This is a genomic window from Ramlibacter sp. AN1133 (genome assembly GCF_037890035.1).
In the GTDB taxonomy this organism is placed as follows: domain Bacteria; phylum Pseudomonadota; class Gammaproteobacteria; order Burkholderiales; family Burkholderiaceae_C; genus Ramlibacter.
This window is the reverse complement of record NZ_JBBKTQ010000031.1, coordinates 45,279-60,664: the sequence shown is the minus strand read 5'-3', so window position 1 is coordinate 60,664 and position 15,386 is coordinate 45,279. Positions and strand designations below refer to the sequence as shown.

18 protein-coding genes are annotated in these 15,386 nt (G+C 69.3%); 12 read left to right on the top strand and 6 right to left on the bottom strand.

Annotation, left to right across the window (positions count from 1 at the left end; all coding sequences use genetic code 11):
* Window positions 1-2,221: calcium-binding protein (locus tag WG923_RS27115; protein ID WP_340354146.1), on the bottom strand; the 2,221-nt coding region annotated here is incomplete at its 3' end.
* Between the two features lie 229 nt (window positions 2,222-2,450).
* Entirely contained in the window at window positions 2,451-3,707 is a 1,257-nt protein-coding gene (gene icd, locus WG923_RS27110; protein WP_340354145.1) for an NADP-dependent isocitrate dehydrogenase, read from the bottom strand.
* A 215-nt stretch (window positions 3,708-3,922) separates the two neighbouring features.
* Between icd and WG923_RS27105 the strand changes: the two genes are divergently transcribed.
* From WG923_RS27105 to WG923_RS27095, 3 genes are all read left to right on the top strand, one after another.
* A complete protein-coding gene (locus WG923_RS27105; RefSeq protein ID WP_340354144.1) occupies window positions 3,923-4,210 on the top strand; it encodes a hypothetical protein in 288 nt (95 codons plus the stop codon).
* A gap of 207 nt (window positions 4,211-4,417) precedes the next feature.
* Window positions 4,418-4,627 carry a hypothetical protein gene (locus WG923_RS27100; protein WP_340354143.1) on the top strand — a complete coding sequence of 70 codons (210 nt, stop codon included), beginning with the start codon at window positions 4,418-4,420 and terminating at the stop codon, window positions 4,625-4,627.
* 67 nt (window positions 4,628-4,694) lie between these two features.
* Entirely contained in the window at window positions 4,695-5,129 is a 435-nt protein-coding gene (locus tag WG923_RS27095; RefSeq protein WP_340354142.1) for a DUF192 domain-containing protein, read from the top strand.
* Between the two features lie 130 nt (window positions 5,130-5,259).
* Here the strand turns inward: WG923_RS27095 and WG923_RS27090 are convergent, their stop codons facing one another.
* Together WG923_RS27090 and xseA are read right to left on the bottom strand one after the other, a co-directional pair.
* Entirely contained in the window at window positions 5,260-5,841 is a 582-nt protein-coding gene (locus WG923_RS27090) for a superoxide dismutase (RefSeq protein WP_340354141.1), read from the bottom strand.
* A 40-nt stretch (window positions 5,842-5,881) separates the two neighbouring features.
* The gene (gene xseA, locus WG923_RS27085; protein ID WP_445322985.1) at window positions 5,882-7,189 is read right to left on the bottom strand and encodes an exodeoxyribonuclease VII large subunit; all 1,308 of its coding nucleotides are present in this window, start codon (window positions 7,187-7,189) and stop codon (window positions 5,882-5,884) included.
* 354 nt (window positions 7,190-7,543) lie between these two features.
* Here xseA and WG923_RS27080 point away from each other — a divergent pair, with 354 nt between their 5' ends.
* The 6 genes from WG923_RS27080 (at window position 7,544) to adk (ending at window position 11,403) form a co-directional block, all read left to right on the top strand.
* Complete coding sequence (locus WG923_RS27080) at window positions 7,544-8,176, top strand: MotA/TolQ/ExbB proton channel family protein (RefSeq protein WP_340354139.1); 633 nt, start codon at window positions 7,544-7,546, stop codon at window positions 8,174-8,176.
* Between the two features lie 82 nt (window positions 8,177-8,258).
* A complete protein-coding gene (locus tag WG923_RS27075) occupies window positions 8,259-8,687 on the top strand; it encodes an ExbD/TolR family protein (protein ID WP_340354138.1) in 429 nt (142 codons plus the stop codon).
* Entirely contained in the window at window positions 8,684-9,679 is a 996-nt protein-coding gene (lpxK, locus tag WG923_RS27070) for a tetraacyldisaccharide 4'-kinase (RefSeq protein WP_340354137.1), read from the top strand. Before WG923_RS27075 ends, lpxK begins: the two co-directional genes overlap by 4 nt.
* Window positions 9,660-9,866, top strand: a complete 207-nt coding sequence (locus WG923_RS27065; protein ID WP_340354136.1) for a Trm112 family protein — start codon at window positions 9,660-9,662, stop codon at window positions 9,864-9,866. The genes lpxK and WG923_RS27065 overlap by 20 nt, the downstream gene beginning before the upstream one ends.
* Complete coding sequence (gene kdsB, locus WG923_RS27060; RefSeq protein ID WP_340354135.1) at window positions 9,863-10,642, top strand: 3-deoxy-manno-octulosonate cytidylyltransferase; 780 nt, start codon at window positions 9,863-9,865, stop codon at window positions 10,640-10,642. Before WG923_RS27065 ends, kdsB begins: the two co-directional genes overlap by 4 nt.
* Window positions 10,643-10,743: 101 nt before the next feature.
* Window positions 10,744-11,403 carry an adenylate kinase gene (gene adk / locus WG923_RS27055; RefSeq protein WP_340354134.1) on the top strand — a complete coding sequence of 220 codons (660 nt, stop codon included), beginning with the start codon at window positions 10,744-10,746 and terminating at the stop codon, window positions 11,401-11,403.
* A 190-nt stretch (window positions 11,404-11,593) separates the two neighbouring features.
* On the opposite strand, the gene WG923_RS27050 is transcribed toward adk, so the two are convergent.
* On the bottom strand, window positions 11,594-12,532 hold the full coding sequence (locus WG923_RS27050; protein WP_340354133.1) for an asparaginase: 939 nt from the start codon (window positions 12,530-12,532) through the stop codon (window positions 11,594-11,596).
* 71 nt (window positions 12,533-12,603) lie between these two features.
* On the opposite strand from WG923_RS27050, the gene lexA reads away from it, so the two are divergent.
* Together lexA and WG923_RS27040 are read left to right on the top strand one after the other, a co-directional pair.
* Window positions 12,604-13,302 (top strand): transcriptional repressor LexA, encoded by a 699-nt coding sequence (lexA, locus tag WG923_RS27045; RefSeq protein WP_340354132.1) that lies wholly within the window; start codon window positions 12,604-12,606, stop codon window positions 13,300-13,302.
* 107 nt (window positions 13,303-13,409) lie between these two features.
* Entirely contained in the window at window positions 13,410-13,688 is a 279-nt protein-coding gene (locus tag WG923_RS27040; RefSeq protein ID WP_340354131.1) for a hypothetical protein, read from the top strand.
* Window positions 13,689-13,707: 19 nt separating this feature from the next.
* Here WG923_RS27040 and WG923_RS27035 read toward each other — a convergent pair whose 3' ends face one another.
* Complete coding sequence (locus WG923_RS27035; protein WP_340354130.1) at window positions 13,708-14,226, bottom strand: DUF1993 domain-containing protein; 519 nt, start codon at window positions 14,224-14,226, stop codon at window positions 13,708-13,710.
* Window positions 14,227-14,374: 148 nt separating this feature from the next.
* Between WG923_RS27035 and WG923_RS27030 the strand changes: the two genes are divergently transcribed.
* Window positions 14,375-15,382, top strand: a complete 1,008-nt coding sequence (locus WG923_RS27030; RefSeq protein WP_340354129.1) for a D-2-hydroxyacid dehydrogenase family protein — start codon at window positions 14,375-14,377, stop codon at window positions 15,380-15,382.
* Window positions 15,383-15,386: the final 4 nt, after the last annotated feature.

The window sequence follows — 15,386 nt, the reverse complement described above, 5'->3', positions numbered from 1 at the left end:
CGAGGAAGTCATTGCCCTCCAGGCCCTGTACCAGGTCATAGCCGGAACCGCCAAAGAGCTGGTCATCTCCCGGCGTTCCGACAAGCGTCTCGCCGTCGCCCATGCCAGGCACCAGGTCCGCGATCGTGCGCGTGCCGTCGTAGAAGTCGAAGAACTCCACGCCGCGCACCGTGTCCGTGCCGTCGCGGCCGAAGTACCGGTCAGCGACCGTGTATTCGCGCGTCGCGGCGTTCCAGGAGACGTCGTAGTCCCAGAACCAGCCGCTGAACTGCACGCGGTCGGTGCCCGCACCGCCATCGATGCGGTCGTCCCCCTGGTCCCCGCGCAGCAAGTCGTCGCCGTCGCCGCCATCGAGCGTGTCGTCGGCACCGCCGCCCCCGAGATAGTCGTTGCCCTGCAGGCCCTGAACGCTGTCGAACCCGACATCCCCGACCAGGGAGTCGGAGCCGCTCGTGCCGGTCACCACGAGGCCGTCCCCGCTGTGAGGCAGCAACTCGCCGATGCTGCGCGTGCCGTCCGCGAACGCGAAGTACTCGATGCCCCCCACGAAGTCCGTGCCGTCGCGGCCCTGCATGCGATCGGCGATGACGTACTGCCTGGCAGCTTCTTCCCAGCGGATGTCGTACTCCCACGAAGCGCCGCTGAAGCGCGCGGTGTCCCGCCCGCTGCCGCCGATGAGGCGGTCCGCTCCGGCGCCGCCGGACAGGTAGTCGTCCCCCGCACCGCCTTCGAGCTGGTCGCCGCCCGCATTGCCCACGAGCTGGTCGTTGCCATCCAGCCCCTGCAGCGTGTCGTAGCCCGTCCCGCCCACGAGATAGTCGGCACCGGCGTACCCTGCCAGCAGGGTACCGTCGCCAACGTCGGACACGAGGTCCGTCGCCGCATACTGCGCGCCGGCGAACTCGAAGAACTCGACGCCCTTCACGCGGTCGATGCCGTCGCGGCTGGCAAAGCTGTCGGTGACCGTGTACTGGCCCACGGCGGCATCCCACTGCACCGTGTAGCTTGCGCGCGGGCCGTTGAAGACCGCGCGGTCGCCGAAACCGCTGCCGCCGTCGATCCAGTCGTTGCCGGCGCCGCCGACCAGCTTGTCATCGCCGGCACCGCCTTCGAGGGTGTCGTTGCCGGCGCGGCCATCCAGCACGTCGTTGCCCTCGAGGCCGCGCATCGAGTCCGCCGTCGAACTGCCGGAGAGCGTCTCGCTCGCGACCGTGCCCGTCCGGGTGGTCACCCCATTGGTCAGGAGCGTCGCGGGCGTCCGTACTCCGTCGGCGAACGCGAACTGCTCGACGCCGCTGACCGTGTCCATGCCATCGCGGCCGCTGCGCAGGTCGGCGACCGTGAACTGCGCGGCGCTGGCGTTCCAGGTGATGCGGTAGTCCGCCCACACGCCGGAGAAGCGGACGGTGTCGCTGCCGCTGCCGCCGTCGATCAGGTCGTTGCTGCCGCCGCCCGTGAGGACGTCGTTGCCGATGCCGCCCTGCAGTGTGTCGTAGCCGGCGCCGCCCAGGAGCGTGTCGCTCGCCGCCGTGCCCGCGAGCAGCCAGCCATCGCCGGCGCCGGAGACCAGGTCCGCGATACCGCGCATTCCATCGGCGAACTGGAAGGACTCGACCCCGGCGACGCGATCGACGCCATCGCGCAGCGCCACGGCGTCCACGAAGCGGTACTGCCGCGCCGCGGGATCCCAGGCGATCAGGTAGTCGCGGAAGGCGCCGCTGAAGACCGCGGTGTCGTTGCCCGCGCCGCCATCGAGCAGGTCGTTTCCGCGATCGGCGAGGAGCGTGTCGTCGCCCGCCAGGCCACGCAGCTGGTCGTCCGCGGGCGTCCCCGCGAGCACGTCGCCCCCGGCGGTGCCCGTGACCACGATGCCGCCGATGCCCTGCACGAGATCGGCCACCTTGAAGAGGCCGTTGGAAAACTGGAGGTATTCGACGCCCGTGAACAGGTCCGTGCCGTCGCGACCGCTCACCGCGTCCACGATGCGGTACTGGCCCGTGGTGCTGTTCCAGGTGACCTGGTAATCCTGCGAGGTGCCCTGGTACCAGGCGGTGTCGTCGCCGGCACCGCCATCGAGCACGTCGTTCCCCGTTTCTCCCACGAGCACGTCGTTGCCGGCAGCACCGATCAGCGTGTCGTCGCCCGCTCCGCCCGTCATGAATTCGTCCTGCGCAGTGCCCTCGATACGGTCGCTGCCGGACGTGCCGCTGTAGCTGGCCATCTTGATTCCCCCCTGCCTTCGCTTTATGAGTCGGCCAAGTCTAAGCAGGCCGTTCCCATGCGAGGCCATCCAATCGGGTGATGTGTTGCGCCGGTGCGCCGCGCGCGCGAACTACCGACCGGTTTGACGTGCAGGCTTGACGGCGCGGCGAGTACGCGAGCGCCAAAAGCAGAAGCCGCCCGAAGGCGGCTCCTGCGCGCGAACTTGCCCCCCGGGGCAAACCAGTCGCTTACATGTTGTCGATCATCACCTGCCCGAACCCCGAGCAGGACACCTGCGTCGCGCCTTCCATCAGCCGCGCGAAGTCGTACGTGACCTTCTTGCTGGCGATGGACTTTTCCATCGAGCTGATGATCAGGTCCGCGGCCTTGGTCCAGCCCATGTGGCGCAGCATCATCTCCGCCGACAGGATCTCGGAGCCGGGGTTCACGTAGTCCTTGCCCGCGTACTTCGGCGCCGTGCCGTGCGTGGCTTCGAACATGGCGACCGTGTCGCTCAGGTTCGCACCGGGGGCGATGCCGATGCCGCCCACCTGCGCCGCCAGGGCGTCGGAGATGTAGTCGCCGTTGAGGTTCAGCGTGGCGATCACGCTGTATTCCGCCGGGCGCAGCAGGATCTGCTGCAGGAAGGCGTCGGCGATCACGTCCTTGATGACGATGTCCTTGCCCGTCTTCGGGTTCCTGACCTTGCACCACGGGCCGCCGTCGATCTCCACGGCGCCGAATTCCTTCTTCGCCAGCGCGTAGCTCCAGTCGCGGAAGCCACCCTCGGTGAACTTCATGATGTTGCCCTTGTGCACGATGGTCACGCTGGGCTTGTCGTTGTCGATGGCGTACTGGATCGCCTTGCGCACCAGGCGCTCGGTGCCTTCCACCGAGACCGGCTTGATGCCGATGGCGGAGGTCTGCGGGAAGCGGATCTTGCTCACGCCCATTTCCTTGATCAGGAAATCGACCACCTTCTTGGCCTTGTCGGTGTTGGCCTCGTACTCGATGCCGGCGTAGATGTCTTCCGAGTTCTCGCGGAAGATCACCATGTTGGTCTTCTCGGGTGCCTTCACCGGCGAGGGCACGCCCTTGAAGTACTGGATCGGGCGCAGGCAGACGTACAGGTCCAGTTCCTGGCGCAGCGCGACGTTCAGCGAGCGGATGCCGCCGCCCACCGGCGTGGTCAGCGGGCCCTTGATCGAGACGACGTACTCGCGCGCGGCCTTCAGGGTTTCGTCAGGCATCCACACGTCCGGGCCGTAGATCTTGGTCGACTTCTCGCCGGCGTAGATCTCCATCCAGTGGATCTTCTTGCTGCCGCCGTAGGCTTTGCGCACCGCGGCGTCCACCACCTTCAGCATGACCGGGGTGATGTCCACGCCCGTGCCGTCGCCCTCGATGTACGGGATGATCGGCTGGTCCGGCACGTTCAGCGACATGTCGGCGTTCACGGTGATCTTCTGTCCCTGCGAAGGGACCTTGATGTGCTGGTAAGCCATGGGGAATGCGTCTCCGACAGGATGGTTGCGCCGGGCTGGCCGACGGGGAGCCGAGCGGAATTCTAGCCACGATCGTGTCGCGCCCCTTGCGGGAAAGGTGCGCCAGATCAATGTCGGCCAAGGTTGTGTCAACCGGCTGTCCAGTTGCCGCGTTGGCGGAGGGTCTGACATCTGTTGGGCATCTTTTCCCAAACAATCGCATTCAAGGAATTCCAATGACCAAGCTGCTCGCCACCCTGATCGCCGGCCTGTTCTCCGCCGCCGTGTTCGCCCAAGCCACGCCCGCCACCCCGGCCACGCCGGCCGCCCCGGCTGCCAAGGTCGAAGCGAAGAAGGAAGAGAAGGCCGTCGCCAAGGCCGAGAAGAAGGAAGAAAAGGCCGAAGTCAAGGCCGAAGCCAAGAAGGAAGACAAGAAGGCCGCCAAGGTCGCCAAGGCCGACAAGAAGGCCAAGAAGGCCGCCGCCCCCAAGGCCGAAGTGAAGAAGGAAGAGAAGAAGTCGTAATCGGCTGCTTCCCTTCGCAGGCCGCCCCGGCGGCCACGAGCAAGGCCCGCCCTCCGGCGGGCCTTTGTCTTGGCACTGCGGGTTCACCCTGAGTGCGAGCCGGCGCCGGCTTGTCAACCGGCCGCTCGTGCGCCCCGTTACGGATGGGCCGACCGGGTGTCCGGAAGGCGAGAAAAGAACTTCCGACAACCTTGAAAGGATCCTTCCATGAGCAAGCTGCTCGCCGTCCTGGCCGCCTCCGTGTTCGCCATGTCCACCGCCTTCGCCGCGTCGCACGCCGGCGCCCCGATGGCTGGCGCGTCCGCCGCCAAGGCCGAAGCCAAGGCGGATGCCAAGGCTGACAAGAAGGACGCCAAGGCCACCAAGAAGACCGCCAAGAAGTCCACCAAGAAGACCGCCAAGAAGGACAAGAACTAAGTCCGGCTTGCTCGCCAGGAATGCCCGCCGCGCGCGGGCATTTTTGTTTCCACCGCACAATCGCCGCATGAAGAAGTTCCTCGCCCTCGCCGCCCTGCTGCTGGCCGCCGCCGTCCACGCGCAGGAGCCGCAGATGAACCTGCCGCGCGTGAAGCTCACCGCCGGCATGCACGTGATCGACGCCCAGGTGGCCGCCACCAACGAGCAGCGGATGACCGGGCTGATGCACCGCAGGGAGATGCCCCAGCACGAGGGGATGCTGTTCGTCTTCGAATACCCGAGCCAGCAGTGCTTCTGGATGAAGAACACGCTGCTGCCGCTGTCCGTCGCCTTCGTCGACGACGCAGGCACGATCGTGAACATCGACGAGATGCAGCCGCAGACGCTCGATTCGCACTGCTCGGCCAAGCCGGTGCGCTACGTGCTGGAGATGAACAAGGGCTGGTTCGCGAAGAAGGGGATCCAGGCCGGGACGAAGCTGGGCGGGCCGATCTTCAGGTGATCGCGCCGCTGGGGTTCACGGCTGGCGCCGTTCACCGCCAGCCTACGACTCCGCCGGCAGGCTGGCGGTGAGCTTTGCGAACCCCAGCAAGAAGGGCCGCGCGAGCGGCCCTTCTTCCTTCACGCACCGATCAACCGAAGTTCTTCGCCGCGAACTCCCAGTTCGCCAGCTTGTCCAGGAAGGTCTCGACGAACTTCGGGCGCAGGTTGCGGTAGTCGATGTAGTACGCGTGTTCCCACACGTCCACCGTCAGCAGCGCGCGGTCGGCGGTGGTCAGCGGCGTGCCCGCGGCGCCGGTGTTGAGGATGTCCACCGAGCCGTCCGGCTTCTTGACCAGCCACGTCCAGCCGGACCCGAAGTTGCCGACGGCGGACTTCACGAAGGCTTCGCGGAAGGCCTGGTAGCTGCCCCACTTGGCGTTGATCGCCTGCGCCAGCGCGCCGGTGGGCTCGCCGCCGCCATTGGGCTTCATGCAGTTCCAGAAGAAGGTGTGGTTCCACACCTGGGCGGAGTTGTTGTAGATGGCGCCCGAGGACTTGCGGATGATGTCCTCCAGCGGCATGTTCTCGAACTCGGTGCCCTTCTGCAGGTTGTTCAGGTTCACCACGTACGCGTTGTGGTGCTTGCCGTGGTGGTACTCGAGGGTCTCTCGGGAATAGTGCGGGGCCAGTGCGTCGATGGGATACGGCAGGGGGGGCAGGACGTGTTCCATGGCTCTTCTTTCGCTGGGTTGTGGTGTCGAACCGCCGATTCTAGGAAGGATTCACGTTCCGCGGCGCGACCCGCAGATCAACCACCCCATCCGCAAGGGCGGCGCGCACGGCCTGCCCCTCGTGCATGGCGCCCACGCTCGTGAGCGGCGCGCCGGAGGCGGCATCGGTGAGCAGCGCGTAACCCCGTTGCAGCACGAGGCGCGGGTCGAGCAGTTCCAGCCGCATCCCGAAGCGCTCGCACTGGCGCGAGGCGCGGGCGAGCCGCTCGGCGATGCCGCCGCGCAGCGCGTCGCGCGCGGCCCGCAGCTCGTCCTCCGAGTGCCGTACGCGCGCGGCCAGCGCGAAGCGCAGGCGCTGGGCCTGCCGTTCGATGCGCAGGTGCTGCTGGGCCGTGCGCGCCGAAGGCCGGCCCAGGTGCGCCGCCGCCTGGTCGAGGCGCTGCGACGCGCGGTCGAGGCGGCGCAGCGCGGCCTCCTGCAGCCGCGCGTGCATCAGCCGCAGCGCCGCGGTCCAGGTGTCGCGGGGCTGCGCGGCCAGTTCGGCCGCCGCCGTGGGCGTGGGGGCACGCACGTCGGCACAGAAGTCCGCGATGGTGAAGTCGGTTTCGTGCCCCACGCCGCTCACCAGCGGCACCGGGCTGCGCACGATGGTGCGCGCGAGCTGTTCGTCGTTGAAGGCCCAGAGGTCTTCCATCGAGCCGCCGCCGCGCACCAGCAGGATCACGTCGATCGTGCCGCGCGCGGCCAGCCGGTACAGGGACTCCAGCGCCGCCGCGAGCTCCCCCGGCGCCTGCGCCCCCTGTACCGCCGCGGGCGCGAGCACCACGTTCACGTGCGGCGCGCGCCGCCGCAGGCAGGTCACCACGTCGTGCAGGGCCGCCGCGCCCAGCGAAGTCGCGATGCCGATGCCGCGCGGCAGCAGCGGCAGCCCGCGCTTGCGCGCGGCGTCGAACAGGCCTTCGGCTTCCAGCTTCGCCTTCAGCCGCAGGAACTGCTCGAACAGCGCGCCCTGCCCCGCGCGCCGCATGCTCTCGACCACCAGCTGCAGGTCGCCCCGCTGCTCGTACACGCCCAGCCGCCCGCTCACTTCCACCAGCTCGCCATCGCGCGGCTGGAAGGGGAGCAGGCTGGCGCTGCGGCGGAACATGGCGCAGCGCACCTGCCCCTGCGCATCCTTCAGCGAGAAGTAGCAGTGCCCGCTGGCCGCGCGCGCGAAGCCGCTGATCTCGCCGCGCACGGTCACCGGGTTGAAGCGGGCCTCCAGCGCGTCCGCCACGGCGCGGCACAGGGCGCCCACCGCCCAGACCCGCACGCCTGCCGAGGTGCCGTCCGTCAACAAAGCGCCCATTCCTCAGGGAAAACCCCATGGAAATTCATCCACAGAGTCCCGAAAGCGGGGGAAAACGCCCACAGATGGGCTGTGACGCTGATTCCGTCGAGCAAGTCATTGATTTTGAAAGGAATTTTCCTGCTCATTTGGTCATCGTTCTGTCACGTTGCAGGATTGGCGCGGGTCCGCGCGGGGGGGAAGGTCGGTTCTCAACAAAGTTATCCACAACTTTTGTGAGTGTCGTCCTACGGCGACGTCGAGCCGTCCTACGCGCGGTACTTGTGGTCTGACAGCGCAGCAAGTCCGCGATAATCCGCGGCAGGCAGCGCGCAATGCGTCGCTGCCGGCAGTACACCCGGCGGAGGACCCCGTTTGCTTTCGATCATACAAGCCGCAGGCTGGCCGATCTGGCCCCTCGTTGCCTGCTCCATCCTGGCCCTCGCACTCGTCATCGAGCGCTTCCTGAGCCTCAAGACGGCCAAGATCGCCCCGCCGAAGCTCCTGGACGAAGCGCTGGCCGTCTCGCGCGCGTCGGTGCCCTCGCCCGACGTGGTGCGCCAGCTCGAACAGAACTCCGCGCTCGGCGAGGTGCTGGCCAGCGGCTTTCGCGCGCTCAATTCCGATCCGCGCTGCACCGAGGCCGACCTGCGCGCGAACATGGAGAGCACCGGCCGCGCGGTGGCCCACCGCCTCGAGCGTTACCTCAACGCGCTGGCGACGATCGCCTCGGCGGCGCCGCTGCTCGGGCTGCTGGGCACGGTGATCGGCATGATCGAGATCTTCGGCTCGCAGTCGGCCACGGGCGTGGCGACGGGCAGCAACCCGGCCCAGCTCGCGCACGGCATCTCGGTGGCGCTGTACAACACGGCCTTCGGCCTGATCGTGGCCATCCCGGCGCTGATCTTCTGGCGCTACTTCCGCGGCCGGGTCGATGAATACCTGCTGACGCTGGAACTGGCCGCGGAACGCTTCGCCCGCCACCTGAACAACCTCCGCAGAGCATGAGCCCCCACGCTTGTCACTGCGTGTACTGCGCTGCCTCCCGGGGGGGCTTCGGCCTCCTTGGAGTGGCCCGGCGGAGGCCGGCATGAACTTCCGCCCGCGCGCCAAGGACGAACCGGAGATCAACCTGATCCCCTTCATCGACGTGCTGCTCGTGGTGCTGATCTTCCTGATGCTCACCACCACGTACAGCAAGTTCACGGAGATGCAGCTGCGCCTGCCGGTAGCCGACACCGACGCGCAGCGCGACTACCCGCGCGAGGTGATCGTCGCCGTCTCCAGCGACGGCCGCTACATGGTGAACAAGCACCCCGTGACGGGCCGCGGGCCCGAGGCGCTGGCCGAATCCATGGCCGAAGCGGCCAAGGCGGGCAAGGACTCGGTCGTGATCATCAGCGCCGATGCCACCGCCACCCACCAGTCCGTGATCACGGTGATGGAGGCCGCGCGCCGCATCGGCCTGACCCAGATCACGTTCGCCACGCAGTCCTCCGCGCAGGCAGGCAGCAAGTGAGCGGCCTGCAGCGGGCCTGGCTGCGCCGCGGCCCGCTGGCCGGCCTGCTGTGGCCTGTTTCGCTCGTCTATCGCGCGGGCTCCGCGCTGCATGGGCGCCTGTATGCCTCGGGCCGCCGCCGCGTCGAACGCCTGCCGGTGCCCGTGATCGTGGTCGGCAACGTGATCGCCGGCGGCGCGGGCAAGACACCGGTGGTGCTCGCGATCCTCCAGCACCTGCGGCGCCGCCGCCTGCGCGCGGGCGTCGTGTCGCGCGGCCATGGCCGCAGCAGCCGCGACTGCCGCGAGGTGCGCCCGCAGGACGACCCGGCCGTCACCGGCGACGAGCCGCTGCTCCTGCGCCGCAACGGCGGCCTGCCGGTGTTCGTGGCCCGCAGGCGCGCGCAGGCCGCCCGCGCGCTGCTGGCGGCCTATCCCGCCACGCAGGTGATCGTGAGCGACGACGGGCTGCAGCACCACGCCCTCGCCCGCGACATCGAGATCTGCGTCTTCGACCGGCGCGGCATCGGCAACGGCCTGCTGCTGCCCGCCGGCCCCTTGCGCGAACCGTGGCCGCGAACGGTGGACCTGGTGCTGCGCGACGCGGACACGCCCGGCATCGAGGGTCACGTCCTGCGCCGCACGCTGGCGGCCGAGGCGCTGCGCGGCGATGGCGCGCGCCGTTCGCTGGCGGACCTGCGCGGAGTGCCCGTGATCGCGCTGGCCGGCATCGCCTCGCCCGAGGCCTTCTTCGCCATGCTGCGCGCCGCGGGCCTCACGCTGGCGGCGAGCTACGCGCTGCCCGACCACCACGATTTCGTCCACCTGCCCGCCGCGATCCCGAAGGACGCGACGCTGCTGTGCACCGAGAAGGATGCGGTCAAGCTGTGGCAACTGCGGCCGGATGCGTGGGCCGTCCCGCTGCAGGTCGAGATTCCGGCGGCGTTCTGGCAGGACCTCGATCGCCTCCTCGACGCGCGGCTATCATCCCGGCATGGATCCCCGCCTGCTTGAGCTTCTCGTCTGCCCCGTCACCAAGGGGCCGCTGGACTTCGATCGCGAGCGCCAGGAACTGCTTTCGCGCAGCGCCCGCCTCGCCTATCCGATCCGCGACGGCATCCCCGTGCTGCTGGAAGACGAGGCGCGCACGCTGAGCGACGAGGAACTGGAGCGCCTGCCTCCCCGCACCCCGCTCGTGTGAGCTTCACCGTCCTGATCCCCGCCCGGCTGGCCTCGACGCGCCTGCCGGACAAGCCGCTCGCCGACATCGGCGGCCTGCCCATGGTCGTGCGCGTCGCCCATCGCGCCGAGCAGTCCGGCGCCGCGCAGGTCGTGGTCGCCACCGACAGCGAGCGCATCGCCGACGCCTGCAGCGCCCACGGCGTGCGCGCCGTGCTCACGCGCGCCGACCATCCTTCGGGCAGCGACCGCCTCGCGGAAGCCTGCGAGCAGCTCGGGCTGGAACGCGACGACCTGGTGGTCAACGTGCAGGGCGACGAACCCCTGATCGACCCCGCGCTGATCGACGCGGTGGCGAACCTGCTGCGCGAGCGCCCCCAGGCCAGCATGAGCACGGCCGCCCACCCGGTCGCGAGCGTCGAGGACTTCCTCAATCCCAACATCGTGAAGGTGGTGCTGCAGGCCGACGGCCTGGCGCTCTACTTCAGCCGGGCGCCCATCCCCTGGTGGCGCGACGGCTTCGCCCAGGGCGTGAGCGCGCTACCCGAGCCCGCGCCGCTGCGCCACGTGGGCATCTACGGCTACCGCGCCGGCTTCCTGCGCGCGTTCCCGCGCATGCCGCAGGCGCCGGTGGAGGCGTGCGAGGCGCTGGAACAGCTGCGTGCGCTCTGGCATGGCCACCGCATCGCCGTGCACGTGAGCGCCACCGCGCCGGGCGCCGGCGTCGACACGCCGGAAGACCTCGAGCGCGTGCGCGCTCTCTTTGCCGCAGGGCAAGGAAACGCGAGCGGCGCGTAAGTTCCGCGCAGGAGGGTGCGTGCTATCCTCGGCGACGACAGGCGCGACGGCTTCGCTCGGCCCGCAGTGCCGACCGACTTCCAGACCATCCGAGGATTCCCATGAGACTGATCCTGTTGGGCGCACCGGGCGCCGGCAAAGGCACGCAGGCCACCTTCCTGTGCCAGAAGTACGGCATCCCGCAGATCTCCACCGGCGACATGCTGCGCGCCGCGGTGAAGGCGGGCACCCCGCTGGGCCTGGCGGCCAAGAAGGTGATGGACTCGGGGGCCCTGGTCAGCGACGACATCATCATCGGTCTGGTGAAGGAGCGCATCGAGCAGCCGGACTGCGCGCGCGGCTTCCTGTTCGACGGCTTCCCGCGCACGATCCCGCAGGCCGAGGCCATGAAGGCCGCCGGCGTGAAGATCGACTGCGTGCTGGAGATCGACGTGCCTTTCGCCGCCATCGTGGAGCGCATGAGCGGCCGCCGCTCGCATCCCGCCTCCGGCCGCACCTACCACGTCAAGTTCAATCCGCCCAAGGTGGAAGGCCGCGACGACGTGACGGGCGAGCCGTTGATCCAGCGCGACGACGACCGCGAGGAGACGGTGCTCAAGCGCCTGGACGTCTACGCCGCGCAGACGCGCCCGCTGGTGGAGTACTACAGCAACTGGGCCAAGGGCGATCCGAAGAACGCGCCCAAGGTGCGCAAGATCGACGGCATGGGTAACGTGGACGAGATCACGGCGCGGGCGCTGGAGGCGCTGGCGGACTGCTGAAGCCGGCGCCGCGCTGGCGCGCATCGCTGGGGTTCCTGGCGTCACCCCAGCCTACGGACCGCAGAAGCCGCGGCTGCTCTTTTCGCGCATCGCTGGGGTTCCTGGCGTCACCCGAGCCTACGGCGGGCCGCAATCCGTAGGCTGGTGGTAAGCCGCGAAGCGCGCGCAACCCCAGCGCTTCGCGCGCGTCTCAACGCCCCATCAGCTCCAGCATCAACGCGATCCGCGCCTTCACGGGCGTGAGCCCCTCCGCCGCCGGCAGGCGGTCGCCCGCGTGCGGCAGCACCCGCCCCTGCAGGCAGCGCGAGGTGCGCCGCACCGCCACGCCCTGGGACTGCGCCTGCAGCAGCGCCGCTTCCAGCGCCTGGTGCACCGTCCCGTTCCCGGTCCCCGCGACCACCAGCCCCCGCACGCCGTCCTTCACCAGCGCCTGCACAAACGCACCGCCCGCGCCCGCGTGGCTCGAGACGATCTCCACGCGCGGCCACTGCGCGGGATCGGGCAGCGCCTGCACTGCCTGCACCGTCGCACCTTCGGGCCACGCCCGCAGCACGCGCAAGCGCCCTTCTTCCACGTACGCCACGGCGCCCGCATCGCCCGATGCGAACGCGTCGACCCGGTAGCCGTGCACCTTCTGCACGTCGCGCGCGCCGTGCACCGTGCCGGCGAACAGCACGCACACGCCGCGCGCCTGCCCCGAGCCGGCCACCGCCAGTGCGTCGGCGAGGTTCTGCGGCCCGTCGGCGGCCACCGAGGTCGCCGGCCGCATCGCGCCGGTCAGCACCACGGGCTTGGCCGGCGCCAGCACCGCCTGCAGGAAGAAGGCCGTCTCCTCCATCGTGTCGGTGCCGTGCGTGACCACGATGCCGGCGACCTCTTCCTGCGCGAGCCAGTGCGCGCAGCGCTGCGCGAGCGTCCGCCACACGCCGAAGTCCATGTCCTTGCTGTCGATCTGCGCGACCTGCTCGCCTTCGATGGCGAAGCCCGCCGGCCCGGCCAGCCCGGCCAGCAACTGCCCGACGCCGATCTGCGCGGCCCGGTAACCGAGGTTGTCGCCGGCCGATGCGGCCTGCCCCGCGATGGTCCCGCCGGTGGCCAGGACGACGATTCTTCTTTCGTGCGCTTGCATTCCGCTCCAAACTGTTCAAAAATACAGATACTGGATATCAACACAGTCCCGCCATGGCAACCAACGCCCGCATGACCGCAACGGACCAGGAGTCGTCGATGGAGCCACCCAAGCTCACGCCGCGCCAGCAGCAGATTCTGGACCTGATCCAGAGCGCCATCGAGCGCACCGGCGCCCCGCCCACCCGCGCGGAAATCGCCGGGGAACTCGGCTTCAAGTCCGCCAACGCCGCGGAGGAACACCTCCAGGCCCTCGCGCGCAAGGGCGTGATCGAGCTCGTGAGCGGCACCTCGCGCGGCATCCGCCTGCGCGGCGAGACGCTGCGCGCCATCCAGGAGGCGCGGGTCAAGCAGTTCGACCTGCCCCTGCCCACCCTGCTGCAGCTCGCGCTGCCCCTGGTGGGCCGGGTGGCGGCCGGCTCGCCCATCCTCGCGCAGGAACACGTGGACAAGACGTACTACGTGGAAAGCGGCCTGTTCCAGCGCCGCCCGGACTACCTGCTCAAGGTCCGCGGCATGTCCATGCGCGACGCCGGCATCATGGATGGCGACCTGCTCGCCGTGCAGGCCACCCGCGAAGCCAAGAACGGCCAGATCGTGGTGGCGCGCCTGGGCGAAGACGTCACGGTCAAGCGCTTCCGCCGCAACAAGCACCTGATCGAGCTGCATGCCGAGAACCCGGATTACCCGACCATCGTGGTGGAGCCCGGCGAACCCTTCGAGATCGAAGGCATCGCCGTCGGCCTGATCCGCAACACGATGCTCATGTAGGCCACGGCGGCCGCCGCAGGTGGCAGGCGTATGGCGAGGCGTTCGCCATCACCCTGCGGCAGCAGCCTTTCTTCCAATCCTGCCTGTGTCTCCCCAGGAGCTGTCACATGGCAAACGCATTCCTTTCGCTGTCCCGCCTGGCCGCCGCGTTCCGCGGCCTGCTCGCGGCCCTCGTGCCGCCCACCGATGCCTCGCCCGCCGCGCCGGCGCGCGCGCTGCCCGCCCGGCCGGCCCGGGCGCATGAACTCAAGCCGCTGCGCGTCGTCCGCGTGCTGGAGCCCAGCGCGCCGCGCAGCACGGCCGGCCGCATGGTGATCTCCGGCCGGCTGGCGGACGTCTGCGCCGAACTCGATCGCCTGGCCGCGCTGGAGGCCCAGGGCTGCTGAACGCGCCAGGCCTGCCGGGTCAGCGCCCGGCCGCGCCGGCCAGGTAGTCCGCCTTGCCCAGGTCCACGCCGTTGTGCCGCAGGATCGCGTAGGTGGTCGTCACATGGAAGAAGAAGTTGGGCAGCGCCCAGGTGGTGAGGTAGGCCTGCGCGGTCATGGTGCGCGTCTTGTCGCGCCCCACCGGGAAGGTGATCTGCTTGTCCTCGTTGCCGTCCATGGCGCTGGCCGGCACCGCCTGCAGGTAGTCCAGCGTCTTGCGCACCCGCGCCTTCAGGTCCGCGAAGGTGGACTCGGTGTCCTCGAACTTCGGGGCCTCCACGCCGGAGATGCGCGCCGCGCACAGCTTGGCGGCGTCGCAGGCGATCAGCACCTGCCGCGTGAACGGCAGCATGTCCGGCGCGAGCCGGTAGGTGGTCAGCGCCGAAGGGTCGAAGCCGCGCGCCTGTGCGCTCGCCTCGCCCTTGTCCAGGATGTGGGCCAGGTTGCGCAGCATGTGCTGGAACACCGGGATGCTCGCCGCGTACATCGACATCGTCATGGGAAATTTCCTCTTCGCTGAAAGCCGCCATCTTAGGAGCGTGCGGGAAACCCCCGGCGCCGGCCCTTTCTGGCTGGCCCGCGCGGGCTGCAACGCACGCGCGCAGCGCAGCCATGGCCAGACCGGGCCGCAAGGCACAATCGAGGGAATGAACATCGTGATCCTCGACGACTACCAGGACGCCGTGCGCAAGCTGCAGTGCGCCACCAAGCTGGAAGCCTACCCCGCCAAGGTCTTCACCAATACCGTCAAGGGGATCGGCCAGCTCTCCGTGCGCCTGCGCGACGCCGACGTGATCGTCCTGATCCGTGAACGCACCCACATCACGCGGCAACTGGTGGAGAAGCTGCCGCGCCTGAAGCTCATCTCCCAGACCGGCCGCGTCGGCGCCCACATCGATGTCGAAGCCTGCACCGAGCGCGGCATCGCCGTGGCCGAGGGCGTGGGCTCGCCGGTGGCGCCGGCCGAACTCACCTGGGCGCTGATCATGGCGGCGATGCGCCGCCTGCCCCAGTACATCGCCAACCTCAAGCACGGCGCCTGGCAGCAGTCCGGCATGAAGTCGTCCTCCATGCCGCCCAATTTCGGCGTGGGCCAGGTCCTGCGCGGCAAGACGCTGGGCATCTGGGGCTACGGCAAGATCGGCCAGCTGGTGGCCGGCTACGGCAAGGCCTTCGGCATGCGCGTGCAGGTCTGGGGCAGCCCCGAATCCCGCGCCCGGGCGGAGGGCGACGGCCTGATGGCCGCGCCGAGCCGCGAGGCCCTGTTCACCGACAGCGACGTGCTCACCCTGCAGCTGCGCCTGAACGACGAGACGCTCGGCATCGTGCGCCTGGAAGACCTCAATCGCATGAAGCCCACCTCGCTGCTGGTCAACACCTCGCGGGCAGAGCTGATCGAGCCCGAGGCGCTGATCGCCGCGCTCAACCGCGGCCGCCCCGGCATGGCCGCCATCGACGTGTTCGAAAGCGAGCCGATCCTGCAGGGCCACGCGCTGCTGCGACTGGAAAACTGCATCTGCACGCCGCACATCGGCTACGTCGAGCAGGAAAGCTACGAGCTGTATTTCGGCGCCGCCTTCGACAACGTGGTGAATTTCATCAAGGGCACGCCCACCAACATCGTCAATCCCGGCGCCCTCCAGGTCCGCCGCTGAAGCC

Coding starts and splice junctions, on each gene's coding strand:
- icd (WP_340354145.1), bottom strand. CDS start 3,707: ATGGCTTACCAGCACATCAAGGTCCCTTCGCAGGGACAGAAGATCACC.
- WG923_RS27105 (WP_340354144.1), top strand. CDS start 3,923: ATGACCAAGCTGCTCGCCACCCTGATCGCCGGCCTGTTCTCCGCCGCC.
- WG923_RS27100 (WP_340354143.1), top strand. CDS start 4,418: ATGAGCAAGCTGCTCGCCGTCCTGGCCGCCTCCGTGTTCGCCATGTCC.
- WG923_RS27095 (WP_340354142.1), top strand. CDS start 4,695: ATGAAGAAGTTCCTCGCCCTCGCCGCCCTGCTGCTGGCCGCCGCCGTC.
- WG923_RS27090 (WP_340354141.1), bottom strand. CDS start 5,841: ATGGAACACGTCCTGCCCCCCCTGCCGTATCCCATCGACGCACTGGCC.
- xseA (WP_445322985.1), bottom strand. CDS start 7,189: ATGGGCGCTTTGTTGACGGACGGCACCTCGGCAGGCGTGCGGGTCTGG.
- WG923_RS27075 (WP_340354138.1), top strand. CDS start 8,259: ATGAACTTCCGCCCGCGCGCCAAGGACGAACCGGAGATCAACCTGATC.
- WG923_RS27065 (WP_340354136.1), top strand. CDS start 9,660: ATGGATCCCCGCCTGCTTGAGCTTCTCGTCTGCCCCGTCACCAAGGGG.
- adk (WP_340354134.1), top strand. CDS start 10,744: ATGAGACTGATCCTGTTGGGCGCACCGGGCGCCGGCAAAGGCACGCAG.
- WG923_RS27050 (WP_340354133.1), bottom strand. CDS start 12,532: ATGCAAGCGCACGAAAGAAGAATCGTCGTCCTGGCCACCGGCGGGACC.
- lexA (WP_340354132.1), top strand. CDS start 12,604: ATGACCGCAACGGACCAGGAGTCGTCGATGGAGCCACCCAAGCTCACG.
- WG923_RS27040 (WP_340354131.1), top strand. CDS start 13,410: ATGGCAAACGCATTCCTTTCGCTGTCCCGCCTGGCCGCCGCGTTCCGC.
- WG923_RS27035 (WP_340354130.1), bottom strand. CDS start 14,226: ATGACGATGTCGATGTACGCGGCGAGCATCCCGGTGTTCCAGCACATG.
- WG923_RS27030 (WP_340354129.1), top strand. CDS start 14,375: ATGAACATCGTGATCCTCGACGACTACCAGGACGCCGTGCGCAAGCTG.